Origin of the sequence: Agrobacterium vaccinii, from assembly GCF_021310995.1 — a bacterium.
GTDB classification, from domain to species: domain Bacteria; phylum Pseudomonadota; class Alphaproteobacteria; order Rhizobiales; family Rhizobiaceae; genus Agrobacterium; species Agrobacterium vaccinii.
On the sequence record NZ_CP054150.1, the window covers coordinates 829,671 to 848,925 of the forward strand.

Annotated in this window: 13 protein-coding genes; 11 read left to right on the forward strand and 2 right to left on the reverse strand. The window is 59.6% G+C overall.

Annotation, left to right across the window (positions count from 1 at the left end):
- Nucleotides 1-13 precede the first annotated feature (13 nt).
- From HRR99_RS04225 to HRR99_RS04275, 11 genes are all read left to right on the forward strand, one after another.
- Entirely contained in the window at nt 14-469 is a 456-nt protein-coding gene (locus HRR99_RS04225) for a hypothetical protein (RefSeq protein ID WP_233123412.1), read from the forward strand.
- Between the two features lie 175 nt (nt 470-644).
- Nucleotides 645-1,787, forward strand: a complete 1,143-nt coding sequence (gene ccmI, locus HRR99_RS04230) for a c-type cytochrome biogenesis protein CcmI (protein WP_233122896.1) — start codon at nt 645-647, stop codon at nt 1,785-1,787.
- Nucleotides 1,784-2,254, forward strand: a complete 471-nt coding sequence (gene ccmE, locus HRR99_RS04235; RefSeq protein ID WP_233122897.1) for a cytochrome c maturation protein CcmE — start codon at nt 1,784-1,786, stop codon at nt 2,252-2,254. Before ccmI ends, ccmE begins: the two co-directional genes overlap by 4 nt.
- Nucleotides 2,251-4,245: a heme lyase CcmF/NrfE family subunit gene (locus HRR99_RS04240; RefSeq protein ID WP_233122898.1), complete on the forward strand. Its 1,995-nt coding sequence runs from the start codon at nt 2,251-2,253 to the stop codon at nt 4,243-4,245. The genes ccmE and HRR99_RS04240 overlap by 4 nt, the downstream gene beginning before the upstream one ends.
- Before the next feature lie 155 nt (nt 4,246-4,400).
- Nucleotides 4,401-4,850 (forward strand): cytochrome c-type biogenesis protein, encoded by a 450-nt coding sequence (locus HRR99_RS04245; RefSeq protein ID WP_233123413.1) that lies wholly within the window; start codon nt 4,401-4,403, stop codon nt 4,848-4,850.
- Nucleotides 4,851-5,283: 433 nt separating this feature from the next.
- Complete coding sequence (locus HRR99_RS04250; protein ID WP_233122899.1) at nt 5,284-6,846, forward strand: Do family serine endopeptidase; 1,563 nt, start codon at nt 5,284-5,286, stop codon at nt 6,844-6,846.
- A 243-nt stretch (nt 6,847-7,089) separates the two neighbouring features.
- Nucleotides 7,090-7,848, forward strand: a complete 759-nt coding sequence (locus HRR99_RS04255; RefSeq protein WP_277877899.1) for a response regulator transcription factor — start codon at nt 7,090-7,092, stop codon at nt 7,846-7,848.
- Between the two features lie 9 nt (nt 7,849-7,857).
- A complete protein-coding gene (locus HRR99_RS04260; protein ID WP_233122900.1) occupies nt 7,858-9,267 on the forward strand; it encodes a sensor histidine kinase in 1,410 nt (469 codons plus the stop codon).
- Nucleotides 9,268-9,334: 67 nt separating this feature from the next.
- Nucleotides 9,335-12,304, forward strand: a complete 2,970-nt coding sequence (locus HRR99_RS04265) for a bifunctional [glutamine synthetase] adenylyltransferase/[glutamine synthetase]-adenylyl-L-tyrosine phosphorylase (protein ID WP_233122901.1) — start codon at nt 9,335-9,337, stop codon at nt 12,302-12,304.
- Nucleotides 12,305-12,342: 38 nt separating this feature from the next.
- Nucleotides 12,343-12,741: a VOC family protein gene (locus tag HRR99_RS04270; RefSeq protein ID WP_233122902.1), complete on the forward strand. Its 399-nt coding sequence runs from the start codon at nt 12,343-12,345 to the stop codon at nt 12,739-12,741.
- Nucleotides 12,742-12,883: 142 nt separating this feature from the next.
- Nucleotides 12,884-14,002 carry a metallophosphoesterase gene (locus HRR99_RS04275; protein ID WP_233122903.1) on the forward strand — a complete coding sequence of 373 codons (1,119 nt, stop codon included), beginning with the start codon at nt 12,884-12,886 and terminating at the stop codon, nt 14,000-14,002.
- Nucleotides 14,003-14,026: 24 nt separating this feature from the next.
- On the opposite strand, the gene HRR99_RS04280 is transcribed toward HRR99_RS04275, so the two are convergent.
- On the reverse strand, nt 14,027-16,354 hold the full coding sequence (locus HRR99_RS04280) for a PAS domain-containing sensor histidine kinase (protein ID WP_233122904.1): 2,328 nt from the start codon (nt 16,352-16,354) through the stop codon (nt 14,027-14,029).
- Nucleotides 16,355-16,539: 185 nt separating this feature from the next.
- Nucleotides 16,540-19,188: an aminopeptidase N gene (pepN, locus tag HRR99_RS04285; RefSeq protein WP_233122905.1), complete on the reverse strand. Its 2,649-nt coding sequence runs from the start codon at nt 19,186-19,188 to the stop codon at nt 16,540-16,542.
- Nucleotides 19,189-19,255: the final 67 nt, after the last annotated feature.

The window sequence follows — 19,255 nt, forward strand, 5'->3', positions numbered from 1 at the left end:
ATTCTTGTTTGACATGATGGGCAAAGCCGGACTTGCCGGGAAGAATTCCAGCCTGATGCGCCCTGCCGTTCTGCCGGTCATCTGCCTGATGGCACTCAGCTCCTGCACGGCATCCGATACACGTTCTTCCGGTGGTGGACTGCTGGGACGCAGCGCGTCGCCATCCACGCCGTATATCTCTGCGCTTCAGGGCGGAATCGTTGGCCGCAGCGGCTTGCAGATGGGCCGGGGTGATTTCAACAAGGCGCTGGAAGCCGAATATCAGGCGCTGGAAACGGCACCCGGCGGCCAAGCAGTCACTTGGGGAAGCGGCGATACGCGCGGCGAAGTGATTGCCAACGCACCCTACCAGGTGGGCAACCAGAATTGCCGCCAATACGCACACAATCTGACGATCGATGGCAAACAGGCCAAGGTGCGCGGTGCAGCCTGTCGCAACGCAGACGGCACGTGGACGCCGCTGACCTGATGGCCGCTTGACACATGTCAAGGCAAGCGCAAGGCTTGTCGTTCAGAACTTGGACCGGTTGGGTCATCTACCGCAGGACGCCTTTGTGCGACCGCCTGCGGCATAGGGCCTCAAATTCACGTCATCCCGCAGCGGCTTATTCCAAAGCGGTGCGCATTCGAGTAATTGAAACGGCATGTTCTGGATTATCATCGCCCTGTTGACGGCGGCCGTGGCCCTCGTTTTGACCTATCCGCTGATGCGCAGCAAAGGCATAGCCGACACTGCCCGTGAGGGCGAGGTGGCGGTCTACCGCGACCAGCTGGCCGAATTGCAGCGCGAGCGCGCAAGCGGGCTGATCGGCGAGACCGAAGCCGAGTATGCGCGCGCCGAAATCGGTCGGCGACTTCTGGCGGCGGCGTCCGACAAAACGGGTGAGGCGTCAGCGATATCGCCACGCAAGCACAATGCTCTCGCCAGCATCGTGACCGTGCTTTTGCCGCTGATGGGGCTCTGTCTTTACTTGTATATGGGCAGTCCGAACACGCCGGATATGCCGCTTGCCGCGCGGCTGGAAAAGCCCGGCAACGACATGAACCTGATGATTGCCAAGGCCGAGCGGCATCTTGCACAGAACCCGGACGATGGCGCCGGATGGGACGTGCTGGCACCGATCTATTTCAAGACCATGCGTTTGGGTGATGCGGAGATGGCGTATCGCAATGCCATCCGTCTTCAGGGCGAAAACGCGCCGCGGCTGACCGGACTTGCCGAAACACTGATTGCGACCAATGACGGTGTCGTCGTCGAGGATGCGCGCTCGGCATTGGAAGATGCGGAAAAGATGAGCCCCGGCAATCCGCGCGTGCGCTTTTATCTGGCGCTTTCGCTGGAGCAGGCGGGCAAGACGGATCAAGCGCGCGATGCCTTTGCCGCGCTGCTGAAGGAATCGCCTGGGGGCGCGCCTTGGATCCCGTTGGTGCAGGCGCATCTGCAAAATACCGGTGGTGCCGATATAGCCGCAGCGCCGAGGCCACAGGCGCCGGGTGGACCGAGTGCCGAGGATGTGGCTGCGGCCAGCAGCATGTCGAGCGAAGACCGACAGGCGATGGTGGCGGGCATGGTGGAAAGCCTGGACGCGCGGCTGAAGGAAAATCCTGATAATTTCGAGGGTTGGATGCGGCTTGTGCGATCCTACGCGATGTTGAAGAATGACGAGAAGGCGCGCCAAGCTCTGGCCGATGGCCTGAAAGCCTTTCCGGCCGCCGGTGAACAGGGCAAGCAATTGCTGGCGCTGGCGCAGCAGCTGGGCGTGAATGCGCAGGGAGTGACGCAATGACCCGCAAGCAGAAAAGACTGGCGATTATCGGCGGTGGCGTCAGCTTCATCATGATCGCGGCGTTTCTGGTGATGTTCGCCTTCGGGCAATCCATTGCTTACTTCTACATGCCGGGCGATCTGGAAAAGACCGCAGTCGCACCCGGCACGCGCATCCGTCTTGGCGGGCTGGTGGCCGAAGGGTCGGTCAAGCGCGGCGAGGGGCGCACGGTAAGTTTTGCGGTAACCGATGGCGGGGCGAGTGTGCCGGTGAGCTATACCGGAATTTTGCCGGACCTGTTTCGTGAAGGGCAGGGCGTGGTGACCGAGGGCACCTTCGATGCCGCGACGCATGCCTTTGTTGCCGACAGCGTTCTGGCCAAGCATGATGAAAACTACATGCCCAAGGACGTTGCCGACCGCCTGAAGGACAAGGGCCTGTGGCAGCAGGCACCAGATGGCACCGCCAAAACCGGAGCAACGCAATGATCACCGAAATCGGCCATTATGCTCTGGTGCTGGCGCTGGGTGTAGCGCTTATCGTGTCCACGCTGCCCGCGTTCGGAGCGCGGCGCAACGACAAGGCGCTGATGGACATCGCGCCCATCGGCTCCGTTCTGCTGTTTTTGCTAGTCGGCATTTCGTTTGCGGCGCTGACGCATGCCTATGCCGTATCCGATTTCTCTCTGAAGAACGTTTACGAGAACTCCCATTCGCTGATGCCGATGCTCTACAAGCTGACCGGCGTGTGGGGCAACCATGAGGGATCGATGCTGCTGTGGCTGCTGATCCTGGTGCTGTTCAGCGCGATGGTCGCCGTCTATGGCCGCAATCTGCCCGATACGCTGCGGGCCAATGTGCTGGCCGTGCAGGCGTGGGTGACGACGGCGTTTCTGCTGTTCATTCTCTTGACCTCCAACCCGTTTGCCCGGCTTTCGCCGGTTCCAGCCGAAGGGCAGGACCTGAACCCGATCCTTCAGGATTTCGGTCTCGCGATCCACCCGCCGCTTCTTTATCTCGGCTATGTCGGCTTTTCCGTCTGTTTCTCCTTTGCTGTCGCTGCCCTGATCGAAGGGCGCATCGACGCCGCCTGGGCGCGCTGGGTGCGGCCATGGACGCTGGCCGCCTGGACGTTTCTGACGGCGGGTATTTCGATGGGGTCCTACTGGGCTTACTACGAACTCGGCTGGGGCGGTTGGTGGTTCTGGGACCCGGTGGAGAACGCATCCTTCATGCCATGGCTTGCGGGAACTGCGCTTTTGCATTCGGCGCTGGTGATGGAAAAGCGCGAGGCGCTGAAAATCTGGACCGTACTGCTGGCGATCATGACGTTTTCGCTGTCGCTGCTCGGCACCTTCCTCGTGCGCTCCGGTGTGCTGACCTCGGTGCATGCTTTTGCGACCGACCCGAGCCGTGGCATTTTCATTCTGTGCATTTTGATGATCTTCATCGGCGGCGCGTTTTCGCTGTTTGCATGGCGTGCGCCCATGTTGAAAGCGGGTGGACTGTTTGCGCCGATCTCGCGCGAGGGTGCGCTGGTTCTCAACAATCTGATCCTGACGGTTTCGACGGCGACTGTGCTGATCGGTACGCTCTATCCGCTGGTTCTGGAAACGCTGACAGGCGAGAAGATTTCCGTCGGCGAGCCCTTCTTCAACCTGACATTCGGTCTGTTGATGATCCCCATTCTGATCGTGACGCCGTTCGGGCCGATGCTGGCGTGGAAGCGCGGCGATCTGCTGGGCGCGTTTCAGCGGCTTTATGTGGCGGCGGGTTTGGCGGCACTTGCGGGTCTTGCGCTGTGGTACGCGGAACATGGCGGGCCGGTGCTGGCGGTTCTTGGCATCATCGCCGGGTTCTGGCTGATCTTCGGGGCGCTGGTCGATCTGTGGTACCGCGCCAATTTCGGCAAACTGGCCTTTGGAATCGCGTTTCGCCGCCTGAAAGGGTTGCCGCGTTCGACATTTGGCACGGCACTGGCGCATATGGGCCTCGGCATCAGCGTGCTGGGCATTGTCACCGTCACGACCTTCGAGACGGAAACCGTCGTGGAGATGAAGCAGGGAATGACGGTGGATGCGGGCGGCTACAGCCTGACCTTCGACGGCATTCGCCACCATGTCGGCCCCAACTATACCGAGGATCGCGGGCACTTCACGGCGCGCAAAGGCGGAGCAGAGGTGGCCGATGTGTGGTCCTCAAAACGGCTCTATACGGCGCGGCGCATGCCGACGACGGAAGCGGGGATCATGACCTTCGGCCTTTCGCAGCTCTATGTCTCGCTCGGTGACCCGATGAGCGACGGCGGCATGGTGGTTCGGATCTGGTGGAAACCGTTCATTCTGTGCATCTGGGGTGGGACGGTGTTCATGATGATCGGTGGCTTTGTTTCGCTGTCTGACCGCCGACTGCGGGTGGGTGCGCCGACGCGTAAGGCGAAGGCCGTGAAGGCTAGACCAGTGCCGGAGCCTGCGGAATGATGGGCAAGAACCCCTCCCCAACCCCTCCCCACAAGGGGGAGGGGCTTAACCTGGCCTCACGCTTTTCGTTTCCATTGGACCGGGTGGGTGCCGCACGGTGTCTCCCCCCTTGTGGGGGAGATGGCCGACAGGCCAGAGGGGGCTTTGTTCGCCATCTGAGAGCAATCGCCCTTTTCTTCACCCTTCTCCTCACCGCGCTCCCCGCCTTCGCCTTCAACCCGGACGAAGTCCTCGCCGACCCGGCACTGGAAGCCCGTGCGCGGGCGTTGACCGTTCAACTGCGATGCATGGTGTGCCAGAACCAGTCCATCGATGACAGTAATGCGGAGCTGGCGCGGGATTTGCGCGTGCTGGTGCGCGAGCGGTTGACGCAGGGCGATAGTGACGAAGCGGTGATCGATTATGTCGTGTCCCGCTACGGCGAATTCGTGCTGCTGAAGCCGCGTTTCAGTGCGCGGACCATTGCGCTTTGGGGTGCGCCGATTGCGCTGATTTTGATTGGTGCGATAGCGATTTTCGTTTTTGCGCGACGGCGAGTGGCGGTGTCGGAGGGGCAGAAGTTGACGGTGGATGAAGAGGCGCGGATTCGGGATTTGTTGGGGTAGAGGTGAGGCAGGGTGGCGTGTTCGGTACGCTTGTGGGTGTGGCTCACCCCCCTCTGTCCTGCCGGACATCTCCCCCACAGGTGGGGAGATCGACTCGTGGATAGCTCTCGGCCATCTCTGAAGTCCAGGTGAAGCGGGGTTGGTGCGTCTAGCCAATCTCCCTCCTTGTGGGGGAGATGTCCGGCAGGACAGAGGGGGGTAAGCCGCACCCGCCATCCGATATTATTGGCTGTTAGGAAAAAACCAAAAAAAGTAGATAATTCAGAATCTTAAATGCCCTTCATCACCCCACCTCTCTCAAATTCCCCAACATTACCGATTTTTCACGCACCAGACACTTCGCTGTAAGGTAGAGCGACCTATATCTTTAGTCATCCACCGCTTCCCCGATCCACCGGGGCTCCAGTCTGAATGAAGAAAGAAGGTAAGTTCCATGTTGAATTCGCAAAACGGACGTCCCTCGTTGAAGACCATTCTCAAGTCTTCCGCTGTTGGCGGTCTGGCGGCTCTGATGCTGACGACCGGTGTGGCCGGGCCAATCGCTCATTCTTTTGCAGCACCCGTTGAAGTGACCGCGCCGCAGGTGCCGAGCTTTGCCAATGTCGTTGACGCGGTCTCGCCCGCTGTCGTTTCGGTGCGTGTGCAGTCCAATGTGCAGCCTGCTTCTGACGACAACAGTGGCTATTCGTTCAATTTCGGCGGTCGTGGTCTCGACCAGCTTCCCGATGATCACCCGCTGAAGCGTTTCTTTAAAGAATTCGGTGGCCCAGGCTCCGGTGACGACAAGCGCGCCGACCGTGGCCCGAAGGCTCACCGTGATGGCAAGGGTCCGCTGCGTCCAACGGCTCAGGGCTCCGGCTTCTTCATCTCTGAAGACGGGTATATCGTGACCAACAACCACGTTGTTGATGATGGTTCTGCCTACACGGTCGTGATGAATGACGGCACCGAGCTTGACGCCAAGCTGGTCGGTCGCGACAGCCGCACCGATCTGGCCGTGCTGAAAGTGGATGTGAACCGCAAGTTTACCTATGTGCAGTTTGCGGATGACAGCAAAATCCGCGTCGGTGACTGGGTGGTTGCCGTGGGTAACCCGTTCGGCCTCGGCGGCACGGTGACCTCGGGTATCATTTCGGCCCGTGGACGCGATATCGGCTCTGGCCCTTACGACGATTATCTTCAGATCGATGCTGCCGTGAATCGTGGCAACTCCGGCGGTCCGGCGTTCAACCTCAACGGCGAAGTGATCGGCATCAACACGGCGATCTTCTCTCCTTCTGGCGGTAACGTCGGTATTGCCTTTGCCATTCCTGCCTCCGTTGCCAAGGACGTCATTCAGGACCTGATCAAGGACGGTAAGGTCGAGCGTGGCTGGCTTGGTGTGCAGATTCAGCCCGTAAGCAAGGATATTGCCGAATCGCTCGGTCTTTCCGAGGCAAGTGGTGCGCTGGTTGTTGCCCCGCAGGCCGGTTCGCCCGGTGACAAGGCTGGCATCAAGCAGGGTGATATCATCACCGCGATCAACGGCGATACGGTAAAGGATGCCCGCGATCTGTCACGCCGCATCGGTGCCATGGCGCCGAACACCAAGGTCGAGCTGTCGCTATGGCGCGGTGGCAAGTCGCAGCCAGTCAGCGTAACTCTGGGTGATCTGGCCAGCGACGATGCTACCAAGGCAACGGCAAACCAGAACGACGACAAGGGCGGTCAGTCCTCCAGCGAAAAGGCACTGTCGAGCCTCGGCCTTTCGGTCGCACCGGCTGACGACGGCAACGGGCTTGCCATTACCGATGTCGACCCCGACTCCGATGCCGCAGCGCGTGGCTTGAAGACCGGTGAGAAGATCACCTCTGTGAACAACCAGCAGGTGGCCAAGGCAGCCGATGTCGAGAAAATTCTCGAGCAGGCCAAGAAGGATGGGCGCTCCAAGGCGCTGTTCCAAATCCAGACCGACGATGGCAGCCGCTTCATCGCGCTGGATATCGACCAGGGTTGATGAACTGATGAGACGGGAAGGGGTTTCCTCTTCCCGTCACGTCGTTTTCGGGGAAACAGTTGGTGTTTCCTCGTCATCCCGGCCTTGAGCCGGGATCCAGTGCGATCAGGTCTCTGATCGCTAAAGACCCTTTGCCGCGCAGACGCGCGGCGGCTGGACCCCGGCTCAAGGCCGGGGTGACGGTGGAGAGGGCAACCTTTCGTGTCACTTGGTCGTCTTGTCACTGCTCGGGAGCCGAAACATATGGAAAGCAATCTGCATAACGAGAGCAACCCCACTGTTTCCAGTTGTGTGGCGAAGGTCGAGGACGCTATTGTCCCGCACATGAAGATTCTTGTTATCGAAGATGATCTGGAAGCTGCGGCCTATATGACCAAGGCGTTCCGGGAAGCAGGCATTGTGGCCGATCACGCCAGCGATGGCGAGAGCGGTTTGTTTATGGGCGTCGAGAACGCCTATGACGTGATGGTCATCGACCGTATGCTGCCGCGCCGTGATGGTCTTTCCGTCATCAGCGAGCTGCGCCGCCGTGGCATCGAGACGCCCGTGCTGATCCTGTCCGCACTGGGGCAGGTGGACGACCGCGTGACGGGTCTGCGCGCCGGTGGTGATGACTACTTGCCGAAGCCCTATGCGTTTAGCGAACTTCTGGCGCGTATCGAAGTGCTGGGCCGCCGCAAGGGCAAGCCTGAGCAGGACATGATCTACCGTGTCGGCGATCTGGAACTCGACCGTCTCTCCCATGATGTGCGTCGTGGCGGCAAGGAAATTCTCCTTCAGCCGCGCGAGTTTCGCCTGCTGGAATATTTGATGAAGAATGCGGGGCAGGTCGTGACGCGTACCATGCTGCTCGAAAATGTATGGGATTACCACTTCGATCCGCAGACCAATGTCATCGACGTGCATGTGTCGCGCCTGCGTTCCAAGATCGAGAAGGACTTCGACAAGCCGCTGCTGAAAACCATTCGCGGCGCCGGTTACATTATGAAGGACGAGGGGTAACGCCGCCTCATGGCCCGTCTTCGTCTTTTGTTCAGCTCGACGGCGGTGCGCCTTTCGGCGCTCTATATCCTGCTTTTCGCGCTTTGTGCCGCTTTCCTCGTTTTTTATGTCACGGCGTTGTCCGAAGGTTTGCTGAACCAGCAGACGCGCGATGCAGTGCAGCAGGAAGTCAACGACGTTCAGCGCGTTTATAATCGCGGCGGCATCAACCCGCTGCTGCGGATGATGGAGCGCCGCGCACGTCAACCGGGGGCGAGCCTTTATGTGATTGCCGGGCCGAATGGTGAAATTCTGGCGGGTAACGTCGCCTCCGTGCAGCCAGGTGTTTTCGACAGTGAGGGCTGGACCGAATTGCCGTTCGGTTATGAGCGCTATTCCGAAAGCGGCGATGCCGTGAAGCATCTGGCCACGGCCAATATTTTCCGTCTGGATAATGGACTTCGCATTCTGGTCGGTCGCGATCTGGGCGAGCCGACGAAGTTCCGTCTGCTGGTGCGCAATGCGCTGATGGTGGCGCTCGCTATCATGGGTGGCGGCGCCGTTCTCATCTGGTTCGCGATTGGGCGCAATGCTCTGAAGCGTCTCAACCGCATGTCGGATGCGACCAAGAAAATCATGGCAGGCGACCTGTCGCAGCGCCTGCCGCAAGGTCGTTCCGGCGATGAATTCGACCGGCTCTCGGGTTCGCTCAACGCCATGCTGGGGCGGATCGAGAAGCTGAACGAGGGGCTGCGGCAGGTTTCCGACAATATCGCCCATGACCTCAAAACGCCACTGACGCGCCTGCGCAACAAAGCGACCGAGGCGCTGGAAGACCGGGATGACGGTAAGCGCCGGGCAGCACTGGAGGGCATCATCGCCGAATCCGACCAGCTGATCCGCACCTTCAACGCGCTGCTGATGATTTCCCGTGTCGAGGCCGGTTCGATTGCCGCCGAGATGAGCGATGTGGATGTCTCGGCGATTGCCGAGGATAGCGCCGAACTTTACGAGCCGGTGGCCGATGAGGAAGGTTTGACGCTGACGGCGGATATTGCGCCGGGGCTGATCGTGCAGGGCAACCGCGAACTGATCGGTCAGGCGCTGACAAACATCATCGACAACGCCATCAAATATGCCGGTGGGCATGAGGGCAAGAAGGCGCTGGCCGTGCGGCTGGCGCGGCAGGACGAGGGGATCGTGCTTTCGGTTGCAGACAATGGACCCGGTGTCCCCGCAGCCAAGCGCGATGAGGTCATCAAGCGTTTCGTGCGGCTGGACGAAAGCCGCTCCAAGCCAGGAACGGGTCTGGGGCTTTCGCTTGTCGAGGCGGTGATGGAGCTGCATGGCGGTTCGCTGCGGCTTTCCGATACCGATCCCGACAACGCCGAGGCACCCGGCCTGACTGTTTCGATGGTTTTTCCCGTTTCCACACCGTAAGGTCGTACCCAAAAACAATGAAGCCGATTCCGTGAGGTCGGCATTCAGCGTGTAAGGGAGAGAGACATTGCAAAATGCCGCAACCGTCGAAAGACGGCTTGAAGACGTGCAGTCGGGGGTGATCCGCCCTTATACACAGACGGAGCTGAAATCCGTTCTCTCTACTTTGAAGGATATCGGCAAAAGCGAGCCGGATGTCGCGGCGCTTCTGGCGAGCGACAGGCCGCTCAAGGATTTCGTCGCGCAGGCATTGTCATTGTCTCCCTATCTGCGGGACGCTGCGGTGGCCGATGAGGGGTTGCTGACGCTGGCCATATCTGGACCGCTGGATGCAACACTCGCGCGTTTGGTCGAGGATGCCCGCAATTGCTGGCGACCTGATGATGAGGGCGCCCTGCCGAGCGAGGCCGAGGTGATGACCCAGCTGCGGATTGCCAAACGACGACTGTCCTTTATAGCGGCACTTGCCGATCTGGCGCGGGTCTTCGTGGCAAGAGATACGACCCGATGGTTGAGCGATATGGCCGACGCCAGTCTGGCGGCGGCTATCGATCACTTGCTTCTGGCCAACCACCACAGCGGCAAGCTGACGCTGAAGAATCTGGATGCGCCGAGTGAGGGCTCTGGCCTGATCGTGCTGGGCATGGGCAAGCTGGGTGCGCAGGAGCTGAATTATTCCTCCGATATCGATGCCGTTGTATTCTTCGAGCCATCCTCCGGCATCATCCCCGACCCGCTGGATGCGTTGGAAATCTTTGGACGCATGATGCGCCGCCTGATCCGTATCATGCAGGAGCGGACGGCGGATGGTTATGTCTTCAGAACCGACCTGCGGCTTCGTCCGGACCCCGGCTCGACGCCGCTGGCCATACCCGTCGAGGCGGCGCTGACCTATTATGAGGGCAGGGGGCAGAACTGGGAGCGTGCGGCCTATATCAAGGCGCGGCCGGTGGCAGGGGACATCAAGGCGGGTGAAAGCTTCCTGCGGGAACTGACGCCCTTCGTGTTTCGCAAGTATCTGGATTATGCGGCGATTGCCGATATCCACTCCATCAAGCGGCAGATACATGCGCATAAGGGCCATGGCGCGATTGCGGTGAAGGGGCACAATGTGAAGCTCGGTCGCGGTGGTATTCGTGAGATCGAATTCTTCGCGCAGACGCAGCAGTTGATTGCGGGCGGGCGGATGGCACCGCTGCGGGTGCGCTCGACGCAGGAAGCATTGGCGGCGCTGACGGAGGCGAAGTGGATCGATGCCAGCACGCGCGACAAGCTGACGGATGCCTACTGGTTTCTGCGCGAGGTGGAACACCGCATCCAGATGGTGCGCGACGAGCAGACGCATATTCTGCCCGATACCGAGGCGGAGCTGAAACGCATCGCCTTCATGCTGGGCTTTGCCGATACCAAGGCGTTTTCCGAAAAGCTGGAAACGGTGCTGCGGTTGGTGGAGCGGAAATATTCGGCGCTGTTCGAGCAGGAAACCAAACTTTCGGGCGAAAGCGGCAATCTGGTCTTTACCGGCCAGAAGGATGACCCTGATACGCTGAAGACGCTGGCAAGGCTTGGCTTCGAGCGCCCCGAATCCATGTCGGGCGTCATCCGCACATGGCACAATGGGCGTTACCGCGCCACGCAATCCGTCGAGGCGCGGGAGCGATTGACGGAGCTGACGCCGGAGCTATTGCAGGCTTTCGGCAAGAGCAAGCGGGCCGATGAGGCGTTATTGCGGTTCGACAATTTCCTGTCCGGTCTGCCTGCCGGTATTCAGCTTTTTTCGCTGCTGGGCAACAATCCGGCGCTTCTCTCGCTGCTGGTGACGATCATGTCGTCTGCGCCTCGACTGGCAGAAATTATCGCTGCGCGCCCGCATGTGTTCGATGGCATGCTGGACCCGGCGCTGATGACGGAAATCCCGACACGCGAGTATCTCGGCCAGCGCATGCAGGGCTTTTTGGCACCGGCGCGGCACTATGAAGACATTCTCGACCGGCTGCGAATCTTTGCTGCCGAACAGCGCTTCCTGATCGGTGTGCGGCTGCTGACGGGTGCCATCAGGGGAGAGGTTGCCGCGCGGGCCTTCACCTACCTTGCCGATCTGGTGATCGAAGCTGCGGTGAAGGCTGTGATGGCTGAGATGGAAGCTGCACATGGCAGATATCCTGGCGGTCGTGTCGCGATCGTCGGCATGGGCAAGCTTGGCTCGTTCGAGCTAACGGCGGGCTCAGATGTCGATCTGATTCTGCTGTATGATTATGACGATGCGGCGTCCGAATCCGATGGGGCGAAGCCGCTGGATGCGGTCCGATATTTCACCCGCATAACGCAAAGGCTGATTTCGGCTCTCTCAGCGCCGACTGCGGAAGGTGTGCTCTACGAAGTCGATATGCGGCTGCGGCCTTCCGGCAACAAGGGGCCGGTGGCGACGCGCATTTCCACCTTCGAGAAGTACCAGCGCGAGGAGGCATGGACATGGGAGCACCTGGCGCTGTCCCGCGCACGGTTGATCTGCGGCGATGCCTCGCTGATTGAGGATGCCGAACGCATCATTGCATCCGTTCTCTCGCAGACGCGGGATGTGGCGAAGATTGCGGCTGACGTGGCCGAGATGCGCAAGCTGATCGGCGAGGAAAAGCCGCCTGCCAATGGTTGGGATTTCAAGCTGATACCCGGCGGTCTGGTCGATCTGGAGTTCATCGCGCAATATCTGACGCTGGTTGCGCCCGCAAAGGACCTGCCGCCGCATGTGTCCGGGGAAAGCACGGCAGATGTTTGGAAACGCGTCGCGGCAGGCGCGATGGAGCCGCAGACCTATGACGACTGCATGGCTGCGCTCAATCTTTTTACTGAACTTTCCCAGATCATCCGCCTGTGCATCGACAGCGATTTCGAACCGAAGCAAGCGCCTGCCGGGCTGATCGACCTCGTCTGCCGTGCCGGTGATTGCCCTGATATCGGCACGCTGGAAGGTGAGGTGAAGCGGTTGTCGAAAACTGTGCGGAAGGCGTTTTCTGCGGTTGTGGCGGCAAAGGACTAAATTATAGGATGTACCAGCCTCAAGCTGGAGATGAGCAGATGATTGGATACACCATGGTTGGCACGACGGATCTGGACCGTGCTGTGCTGTTCTACGATCCGATTTTTACAGAGATGGGACTGAAGCAGTGCTACAAAGACGAGCAGGTTGCATTCTGGGGTGACAAGAGCGATGTCAACGCGCCACGTTTTGCAACGGGTTATCCCTTCGATGGTGGCACGGCTGGTGTTGGCAACGGCACGATGACGGCGTTCGTGATCGATGGTTCCGATACGATCGATCGGCTGCACGGACTTGCCATGGCAAATGGCGGATCGGATGAGGGTGCGCCGGGCCTGCGCCCGGATTACGGCGAAGGCTTTTACGCCGCCTATGTCCGCGATCCCGATGGCAACAAGATCGCATTCGTTTGCTACGACGTTAACAAGAGCGGCTGAGGGTTCTCGGACTGCGAATAAATGACGAAATCATTGACTTGGCCGTTTGACGCACCAGATGACCAAGACGGGCATTGGCCCTTGGCGGACTGATCTGCCGGGCGGCCAAGTTCGTAATAAGATGTTTAGCAAAGGCGCATTTATGTTTCATCTGATCTTCGGACTGCCGTGGCTGCTAGTGGTGATACGCTTCATCCAGCCGCTTCCCTGGATTTTGTCCGTCAAGGTGTCGCTTGCGATCCTTCTTCTCATCGGGTCTCAATATCTGCTGTTCAACCGTCTTTCGTCCGGTTCGGTGTTTTCCCCTGAGTTCCCGAGGGTGCTGGTCATCGCCTTCAACGTTGTGATGGGCACGGTCATCCTGCTTGCATTCTTTCAGATTGCGCTAGATCTGGTCTCGTTGGTCCTGCTTCCATTCAAGGGCCATTTTCCACGAGCGCCGGTGGGCCTGCGATACGCCATGGGTATCGTCGCTTTCGGCATGGCGGGTTTGGGCGTCAGTCAGGCCATTCGCGTTCCACCGCTCAAAGATATCGAGATACAGATAAAAGGCCTGCCAGCAGCCTTCGACGGCTACCAGATGGTGCAACTGACAGACCTGCACATCAGCCGACTGTTTTCCACAGGCTGGGCCGAAAAGGTGGTGGCCAAGACGAATGCGCTGAACGCCGATCTCATCGTCATCACGGGTGACCTGATTGATGGCAATATTCAGAGCCGTCGGGGTGATATCGCGCCACTTGCCAATCTCAAGGCAAAGGACGGCGTCTACACCATTCCGGGCAACCACGAATACTTCTTTGGCTACGAAGACTGGATGAAGTATTACGAGGGGCTGAACATGAAGACGCTGGCCAACGGCCATGCGATCATCGAGCGGGGCGGGGCGAAAATCGTTATCGCTGGAGTGACCGATCTGTCGTCATCGAGAACCGGCGCTCCCCCTCCCGATATCGCGGCGGCGCTGAATGGCGCGCCGGAGATTGCGCCGGTGATCTTGCTGGATCACCAGCCAAAGGAGGCGGCGCGCAACGCGGCTGCGGGCGTTGCCGTGCAGCTTTCCGGCCACACGCATGGTGGCATGGTTCTGGGTCTCAAAAACCTCGTCGCGCGCGCCAATAACGGCCTCGTATCTGGTTTCTATCAGATCGGTGGCATGCAGCTCTACGTCAACAACGGCACGGCGCTTTGGCCAGGATTTGCGATACGCCTGGGAGTTCCGTCGGAGCTCACGCGGATCACGTTGCGCCGTGCGGGGTGACGATCAATCTCCCCGCCAAATCCATCAGGCGGTTTCCGTGTTCGGAATGAACAGGGTGACCACAGTGCCCTTGCCGACGCAGGAGCGGATTTTCATGGTGCCGCCGTGCAGTTTGACCAGTGAGCGGGAGATGGCGAGGCCGAGGCCGGAGCCACCCTGGCTCTTGGCGTACTGGCTCTGAACCTGCTCGAAAGGCTGGCCGATTCTGTTGATGTTGGCTGAGGGGATGCCGATGCCGGTATCGGCGATGGTCAGCATCAAACCCTTCTGGTGAATATGGGTGCGAAGTTCGACACGTCCGCCATCGCCTGTGAACTTTACTGCGTTCGAAAGCAGGTTGAGCATGATCTGCTTCATGGCGCGGCGGTCGCCGGTCATGTGCATGTCGCGGCAGACACGCTGCTGGATGGCGATGTTTTTCTGAGCGGCCTGAATGGCGGTGAGGCGAAGCGTTTCCTCGACCAGTGGTGCGAGATCGACCTTTTCGCGATTGATGCGCATGTGCCCGGCTTCGATCTTGGACATATCGAGAATGTCGTTGATGACGTTAAGCAGGTGCTTGCCGCTATCGTGAATGTCGCGGGCATATTCGCTGTATTTCGATGAACCGACGGGGCCGAACATTTCCGCAAGCAGAATTTCGGAGAAGCCGAGAATGGCGTTCAGCGGAGTGCGCAGTTCGTGGCTCATATTGGCGAGGAACTCGGATTTCGCCGTATTGGCCGCTTCCGCACGTTCCTTTTCAGCCTGATAATTGGCGTTGGCGTTGGACAGCTCGGTCTTCTGACGTTCCAGCTTGTGGCGGGAGGCGGAGAGATCGCCAATCGTCGCCATCAGGCGTTTTTCGGAGTCGCGCAGACGCTCTTCGTGGCGCTTGAGAAGGGTGATGTTTGTGCCGACCGAAACCAGACCGCCATCACGGGTGCGGCGTTCGTTGATCTGTAGCCAGCGCGCATCGGCAAGCTGAACTTCGGTGGTGCGGGAAAGGCCCGATTGATCCGGGTCCGCCACGCGACGTTCCACCACGGGGCGGCAGGCGGCGGCGTTGACGACGGAACGCTCGGTGCCAGCGACCAGCACGCTATCGGGTAGACCATAGGCCTGCTGGAAGTGGGCGTTGCACATCACGAGACGATCATTCTTGTCCCAGAGGACGAAGGCTTCCGACGTGCTTTCGATGGCGTCCGCAAGACGCTGGTCGGCTTCTGCATAACGCTGGGCCAAGCGGTGCTGCTCAGTTACGTCCATGGCGATGCCGATGACGCGGGGGCCGTTCGAGGTGCGGATGACCTGAGCGCGGGCGCGGAGCCAGACGTAATGGCCGTGTGCATGGCGCATGCGGAAAATCTGGTCGATCTGGCGCAGGTCGCCACAGCCGACGGAACGGGCGAGTTCGTAGAGGTTGCCATCTTCCGAATGCATCATGCGGGCGGCATCGCTGAACGACAGCGGTTCGGTTCTAGGAGGAAGGCCGAGAATTTCGTAGAGCGAGGTGGACCAGAACATGCGACGGTTCGACAGATCGAAATCCCAGAGGCCGCAGCGTCCGCGAGACAGAGCCGTCTCGACGCGCAGGTTGGATTCGACGAAGATTTCATCTGCCGTGCGAGCGCGCTTCACCTGCATGTAATAGGCGTAGAGAATGACCAGCAGAATGGCCGAGATGCCGGTAAATAGCGTGACGTTCATCGCCACTTCGCTGCGCCAGAACGAGCGGATCGGTTGCAGCGAACGCGCTGCGATGATCATGCCGCCATCCATGCCGAGGGGCAGCATCGTTGCGTAGTGGGCCGTGCCTTCGATATTGGTCTCAATGGTGCCTGGAGCGCCTGGGAAACGTCTGACAATGGCGATTTCCGGCAGGAGATTGGTCAGCGATGTGCCAAGGTAAAGCCCTGCATGTTTGCCGATGCCGCCGAAGATACGGCCATCATTGCCCGCGACCAGCAGCAGCGTGTCGTCATCGAGGCTGCCGACGGGGAAAGCGGTGCGCATCCGCGCTTCTGCAGCCCCTTGATCCTGCGTCATGAACAGCGATTCAGCGCCGTTGAGCGATGCCTTGGCTGCCAGAGCGGAGAGGGCGGTGGCTTGCCGTGCGGATGCTTCCATGCGGCCAGATTCCGCGACGATGCCGACCATGCGCGAGGCTGCCACGACGACCAGAAAGGCCAGAATGAGAACCGGTATGAGCCGCTTTAGCAGCACTTCCAATTGTGGTAACTGAAGACTGCTTCTGGGCACTGTGGCAAATGCCGTCAGATATCCAGAAAGCTTTTCGCCCCATGCAGCTATGTCAGCAAATTTGGCATACGGGCGTTCATCGCCCGCGGTCGCCCGCCGCACGTTCGTCATTGTCCCGCCTTGATCTCCCCAGTGGAATTCGAAGCGCCGCCGCTCGAATCTGACACCAGTGAATCAAAGCTGATTCGGCTTGTCCAGAGCTTGAGGTTAAAAGAATTTTAACCCTTTGAACCGACTCCGTATTTTTTTGGGACAGGTCTGGCGGCCTGCTGAAAAGCCGCCAAACTCACGTAACGTCAAGCTTTTAGCACACGTTCGACGATGTCTCGAACGTCTGTCGAGAGTGCTGGAGCACGCTCGATTGTGGCCAGTGCATCGCGTGCGTGATCGGCCCGAACAGGCTCCAGAGAGCGCCATGAGCGCATGGAGGTGAGGATGCGGGCAGCAAGCTGCGGATTGCGCTTGTCGATGCTGACGATCTGTTCGGCCAGGAAGCGGTAGGCTTCACCATCGGCACGATTGAAGCCGGTCGGATTTCCGAAGGCGAAGGTGCCGATGAGGGAGCGAACGCGGTTCGGATTGGTGGCGATGAAGTGCTTCGAGCTTGTCAGTTGCTTGATGCGGGCAAGCGCGCCATCGCCGGGAATAGCAGCCTGGATAGACAGCCACTTGTCCAGAACGAGAGCGTTATCGGCAAAACGGCTCTCGAAGGTTGCCAGTGCCTGCGTCGTCTCCGGTGCATCTGGGAAACGCTGTGTGAGAACGCTGAGCGCATGGGCCAGATCGGTCATGTTGGTTGCTGCGGCAAAGGTTGCTGCGGCGCGCTCCGGTGTCGATTGCGCAAACGACAGATAGCTCATGGCGCTGTTGCGCAGGGACCTGCGGCCAGCGCTTGTTGCATCCGGCGAATAGGCGCCCTTGTCTTCGAAATCAGCAAAGAGCGACGTGAAGGTTGCCAGACCTGCTTCGGCGATGGCTGTCATGGCAGCCTTGCGCGCGGTGTGGACGGCTTCTGGATCGTTGTTGCTGCCGATCTCGCGGGCCACATCGGCTTCGCTCGGCAATGCTAGCGCCTGCGCCCGGAAGGCAGGTTCCAGCGTTTCGTCGCCAGCAATTTCGATAAGCGTTGCGATGAAGGCTGAGTCGAACTCCACAGGGGCGCCAGCGCGCACGGCATGTGTTGCCTTGACGAGGTTTGGCATGGCCAATGCTGTGAGCGCCTGCCAGCGGGAGAACATATCCGTATCGTGGCGGGCGATCAGCACGAGGTCGTCAGTCGGCTGTTCCAGATGCAGGTTGATGGGCGCCGAGAAGCCGCGATTGAGCGACAGCGCCGGACGCGACGGTATGCCGGAAAACGTGAAGGTCTGGCTGCGTTCGGTCAGGTGCAGAACGCCATCGCGGTATTCACCACCTTCGACCTTCGACGGTTCGGCAATCTGGCCGTTGTCGAGGATGAGCGCGGTGGAAAGCGGAATGTGCAGCGGTTCTTTCTTGCTCTGGCCGGGCGTTGGCGGAACGGTCTGCTCCAGCGACAGCGTAAAGGTCGAGGCGGCGGCGTCGAAGGCCGTCGATACGCTGACAAGCGGCGTACCGGCCTGCACGTACCAGCGGAAGAACTGCTGGAGATCGCGACCGCTTGCCTCTTCGAAGCACTTGATGAAATCCTCAACCGTCGAGGCATCGCCATCGTGGCGCTCGAAGTAAAGGTCCATGCCCTTGCGCAGATCATCCGGGCCCAGAATGGTAGCGATCATGCCGGTGATCTCGGCACCCTTCTCGTAGACGGTCGTGGTGTAAAAGTTGTTGATTTCGCGGTATTTATCCGGGCGTGGCGGATGCGCTAGCGGGCCGCCGTCTTCCGGGAACTGTTCCGACTTCAGGTGGCGCACATCGGCAATACGCTTGACGGCGCGCGAGCGCATGTCGGAAGAGAATTCCTGATCGCGATAGACGGTCAGGCCTTCCTTCAGGCAGAGCTGGAACCAGTCGCGGCAGGTGATGCGGTTGCCGGTCCAGTTGTGGAAATATTCGTGTGCGATGATGCGTTCGATATTGGCGTAATCGGTATCGGTCGCGGTCTCAGGGTCGGCCAAAACGTACTTGTCGTTGAAGACGTTGAGGCCCTTGTTTTCCATCGCGCCCATATTGAAATCGGACACGGCGACGATCATGAAAATATCCAGATCGTATTCGCGACCGAAGCGCTCTTCGTCCCATTTCATGGAGCGTTTCAGAGCATCCATGGCGTAGGCCGCGCGCGGCTCCTTGCCGTGCTCGACATAAATCTTCAACGCGACCTCACGACCGGACATGGTGGTGAATGTGTCTTCGATCAGACCGAGATCGCCAGCGACCAGCGCGAAGAGATAGCTTGGTTTGGGATGCGGATCGAACCATGCCGCAAAGTGGCGGCCTTCATCGTAATTGCCGCCACCAAGGAAATTGCCGTTCGACAGCAGGAAAGTATTGCCTTCTTTCGCCGCGATGATGGTGATGGTGTAGGGCGCCAGAACGTCGGGACGATCAGGGAAATAGGTGATGCGGCGGAAGCCTTCGGCTTCGCACTGGGTGCAATAGACGCCGTTGGTGCGGTAAAGACCCATCAACTGCGTATTGGTTTCCGGGTTGATGTAGTTGGTGACGCAGATTTCGAACGGTTCTGCTGCGGGCAGATCGCGGATCGTCAGGCTATCCGGCGTCGCATCATATTGCGCTGCCGGAATGTCGATCTGGTCCAGAAGCAGACCTGATAGCGCAAGCTCATCGCCATCGAGAACCAGCGGTGCCGAGACATCGACGCCTTCGCGCCGATGAAAGATCAGCCGGGCTTCGACCTTGGTGTTTTGCGGATCGAGTTCGAAGGTGAGGTCAACTCGTTCGAGAACGAAATCGAAAGGGCGATAATCCGCCAGGTGAACGATTTGGCCTATGTCTGTTCGCATGACTATTCCTGAATGAACCTTGTCTGCCACGATTCAGGTTTCATGCCGCATGCCACCTGAAAGTAAA

What these genes read in the sequence shown, in the direction of transcription:
- HRR99_RS04260 (WP_233122900.1), top strand. Translation starts at nt 7,858, where the DNA reads ATGGCCCGTCTTCGTCTTTTGTTCAGCTCGACGGCGGTGCGCCTTTCG.
- pepN (WP_233122905.1), bottom strand. Translation starts at nt 19,188, where the DNA reads ATGCGAACAGACATAGGCCAAATCGTTCACCTGGCGGATTATCGCCCT.
- HRR99_RS04255 (WP_277877899.1), top strand. Translation starts at nt 7,090, where the DNA reads ATGGAAAGCAATCTGCATAACGAGAGCAACCCCACTGTTTCCAGTTGT.
- HRR99_RS04280 (WP_233122904.1), bottom strand. Translation starts at nt 16,354, where the DNA reads ATGACGAACGTGCGGCGGGCGACCGCGGGCGATGAACGCCCGTATGCC.
- ccmI (WP_233122896.1), top strand. Translation starts at nt 645, where the DNA reads ATGTTCTGGATTATCATCGCCCTGTTGACGGCGGCCGTGGCCCTCGTT.
- HRR99_RS04250 (WP_233122899.1), top strand. Translation starts at nt 5,284, where the DNA reads ATGTTGAATTCGCAAAACGGACGTCCCTCGTTGAAGACCATTCTCAAG.
- HRR99_RS04225 (WP_233123412.1), top strand. Translation starts at nt 14, where the DNA reads ATGATGGGCAAAGCCGGACTTGCCGGGAAGAATTCCAGCCTGATGCGC.
- ccmE (WP_233122897.1), top strand. Translation starts at nt 1,784, where the DNA reads ATGACCCGCAAGCAGAAAAGACTGGCGATTATCGGCGGTGGCGTCAGC.
- HRR99_RS04240 (WP_233122898.1), top strand. Translation starts at nt 2,251, where the DNA reads ATGATCACCGAAATCGGCCATTATGCTCTGGTGCTGGCGCTGGGTGTA.
- HRR99_RS04275 (WP_233122903.1), top strand. Translation starts at nt 12,884, where the DNA reads ATGTTTCATCTGATCTTCGGACTGCCGTGGCTGCTAGTGGTGATACGC.
- HRR99_RS04270 (WP_233122902.1), top strand. Translation starts at nt 12,343, where the DNA reads ATGATTGGATACACCATGGTTGGCACGACGGATCTGGACCGTGCTGTG.